Genomic DNA, 3053 nt, shown 5'->3' on the forward strand with positions numbered 1-3053 from the left:
CGCCGACCCTCCTAATCTCTCTGGCGAAAGGGCTATTTTAGAAGCTTTCGGCCGCCTTCTTCACCGCCGCGTCAGTGTTCTTCGTGACCGTGTCCCAACGTCGCGATCGAATTCCTGCTCCCTGGGCGGGCGAGCCCGCGCAGAAGAGCATCGCCGCACCGCGGCGATCTCATCCGTCTGCCCACGAAAAAGCCCCCGGCGGCGCCGGGGGCTCGAGGGCGGAGAGAAACGCTCAGTGCGACCCGGTCGTCGCGGGGGCCGCCGGCGGAGGAGCCGCGGGGACCGGGAAACCGCGCTTGCGCATCAGCGCGCCGATTCCCGGGTCGTGCCCGCGGAAAGCCCGATACGAGTCCGCGGGGTCACGCGTGTTCCCGGTCGAAAAGACGTTCTCCTTGAGTCGCCGGGCGACGGCGGGGTCCCACGGCCCTCCGGCCTCGACGAAAGCCTCGTAGGCGTCCGCCGAGAGCGTGTCCGACCAGAGATAGCTGTAATAGCCCGCCGAGTATCCGTCGCCCGAGAAGATGTGGCCGAACTGCGGCGTGCGGTGGCGCATCACGATCTCCTTCGGCATCCCGAGCTCGGCGAGCGTCGCCTTTTCGAACGCGTCGGGATCGATGTCCTTGTCGGGGGTCGCCGCGAGATGGAGCTTCATGTCGACGAGCGCCGCGGCGAGATATTCGACCGTCGCGAAGCCCTGGTTGAACTTCGAGGCCTTTTCGATCTTCGCGACCAGCTCCGCGGGAATGGGCTTGCCGGTCTGGTAGTGGAGCGCGAACCGGTCGAGGACGTCGGGGGTCGACAGCCAGTGCTCGAGGAGCTGCGAGGGGAACTCGACGTAGTCGCGCGGCACGTTCGTTCCGGAGACCGACGGATACTCGACCGACGAGAGCAGGCCGTGAAGCGCGTGCCCGAACTCGTGGAAGAGCGCGGTCGCGTCGTCCCAGCTGATGAGGATCGGCTCACCCGCCTTTCCCTGCACGAAATTCGTGTTGTTCGACACGATCGTCGGGATCTCTCCCTCGAACCGCGACTGACTCCGATAGGCGTTCATCCACGCCCCCGACTGCTTCCCTTCCCGGGCGTACGGATCGAAGTACCAGAGGCCGACGTGCCTGCCCGCGGAGTCCTTGACCTCCCACACGCGGACGGTCGGAGTCACGACGGGAACTCCGGAGACCGGCGTGAACTTCAGGCCGAAGAGCCGGTCCGCCGTGTAGAAGAGCGCCTCCCGCATCTTCTCCAGCTGGAGGTAAGGAGTGATCGCGTTCTGATCGAGATCGTATTTCGCTTTCCGGACCTTTTCGGCGTAGTACCGGTAGTCCCACGGCTCGATCGTGATCTTCGGTCCTCCCGCCGGGGTTTCCTTGTCGGCGATCGCCTGCATGTCGGCGACCTCCTCGTGGACCCGGGCGACGGCGGGTTTCCAGACCGCTTCCATCAGCTCCATCGTCCTCTCGGGCGTCTTCGCCATGGAGTTCTCGAGACGCCAGTGGGCATGCGTCGGGAATCCGAGGAGCTTCGCGCGCTCGGCGCGCAGCCGGAGGATCTCGGAGATGATCTTCTTGTTGTCCTTCGCGTCGCCGTGGTCTCCCCGGCTGTAGTAGGTCCTCCAGACCTTCTCCCGGAGGTCGCGGCGGGCCGAATACGTCAGGAACGGTTCCATGCTGGACCGCGTGTTCAGGATCGCCCACTGGCCCCTGTGCCCACGACCCTCCGCCGCGGCGGCGGCGCCTCGGCGGACGGCGTCCGGAAGGCCTTCGAGGTCGGACTCCTTCTCGAGGAAGAGAACGTCATCGTGCTCGTCGGCAAGGAGGTTCTGGCTGAATTTCGTGAAGAGCGTCGCGAGGCGCTGGTTGATCTCCGACATCCGCGCCCGGGAGCCCCCCTCGAGCTGCGCTCCCGCGTGGACGAAGTTCGTATAGTCGAGCCAGACGAGACGTTTCTGCTCCGGCGTGAGGCCGAGCGACTCTCGCGCGTCGTATACGGCCGCGACCCGCGCGAACAGCGCCGTGTTCTGCACGATCTTGTCCCCGAACTCGGCGAGCTTCGGCGCCATCTCCGTCTCGACGGCCTGGAATTCCTTCGTGCTCATCGTCGAGCTGTAGATCCCGAAGATCGTCGAGGCGCGGTCGAACTCCTTGCCCGCGCTCTCGAGCGCGGCGATCGTGTTCGCGAACGTCGGTTTCTCGGGGTTCCGGGCGATCGCGTCGACCTCGACGAGTTCGTCGGCCATGGCCTTCTCGAGCGCCGGCCGGAAATCGGGCACCCGGACCTTGTCGAACGCCGGAACGCCGCCGTACGGCCCGGTCCACTTCGCGAGCAGCGGGTTCTCCGGCGTTTCGGCGCCCATCACGGGAACGGCGGCCAGCACGATGGCCGCGAGGAGGGGGCCTGCCTTGAACATGCGGTCTCCTTTCGCGATCGAAGCGTCATGCGACGACGATTCTCTGATATCCCAGGTGGCGGGGATCCGCAACGAGCGAATTCATCGTTTCCGCCGCGAAACCTTGATCGTTTCGGTGCGTAGCACCGGTGGTGAAGCCGCGATCGAGCTCGCCTCCCATCTTCGATCGTCGGCCGGTCTTCGAGACGCCGGTCGTTGCGATCGCGCACTGGCGCTGCCGAAGCTCCTGCCGCGGGCCCGGCGCCGAACGGGCGCAGCCGCGGCCGTTGATCGTCATCCTTCGCTCGGGCAACTTCCGGGTCGAATCTTCGGCGGAGATCGGCCTGCTCGACTGCACGCGGGCGGGGTTCTTCAACGCGAACGTTCCCTTTCGATCGGCGCATCCCTACTCGGGAGGAGACACGGGCGCGGACTTCGGGTTTCGCGCCGACGCGCTCGCCGACGTCTTCGGGCCTTTCGCGGCGGACCACCCGGAACGGCCGTTCCGGTCGGGATGCGGCCCTCTCGACGCGGAGACCTTCCTGCTCCAGACCCTCGTCCTGAAGAAAGCCGGGAGTTCGTCCCGCGACGCGCTCGAAGTGGAAGAGCTTTCCCTGCGTCTCCTCGGGAGACTGGCCGAGCCCTTCCGCGTCGGCGGCGCGCCGGGCCC

At 66.6% G+C, this 3053-nt stretch carries 2 protein-coding genes; one reads left to right on the forward strand and one right to left on the reverse strand.

Annotated elements, in window-relative coordinates; genetic code table 11:
* Nucleotides 1-232 precede the first annotated feature (232 nt).
* Nucleotides 233-2350: a M3 family metallopeptidase gene (locus tag VFS34_13475; protein HET9795457.1), complete on the reverse strand. Its 2118-nt coding sequence runs from the start codon at nucleotides 2348-2350 to the stop codon at nucleotides 233-235.
* Between the two features lie 185 nt (nucleotides 2351-2535).
* Between VFS34_13475 and VFS34_13480 the strand changes: the two genes are divergently transcribed.
* Nucleotides 2536-3053, forward strand: a 518-nt coding sequence (locus VFS34_13480) for a hypothetical protein (protein ID HET9795458.1), incomplete at its 3' end; no start/stop codon positions are given.

Source organism: Thermoanaerobaculia bacterium, from assembly GCA_035717485.1.
In the GTDB taxonomy this organism is placed as follows: Bacteria; Acidobacteriota; Thermoanaerobaculia; order UBA5066; family DATFVB01; genus DATFVB01.

What these genes read in the sequence shown, in the direction of transcription:
- VFS34_13475 (HET9795457.1), bottom strand. Translation starts at nt 2,350, where the DNA reads ATGGGCGCCGAAACGCCGGAGAACCCGCTGCTCGCGAAGTGGACCGGG.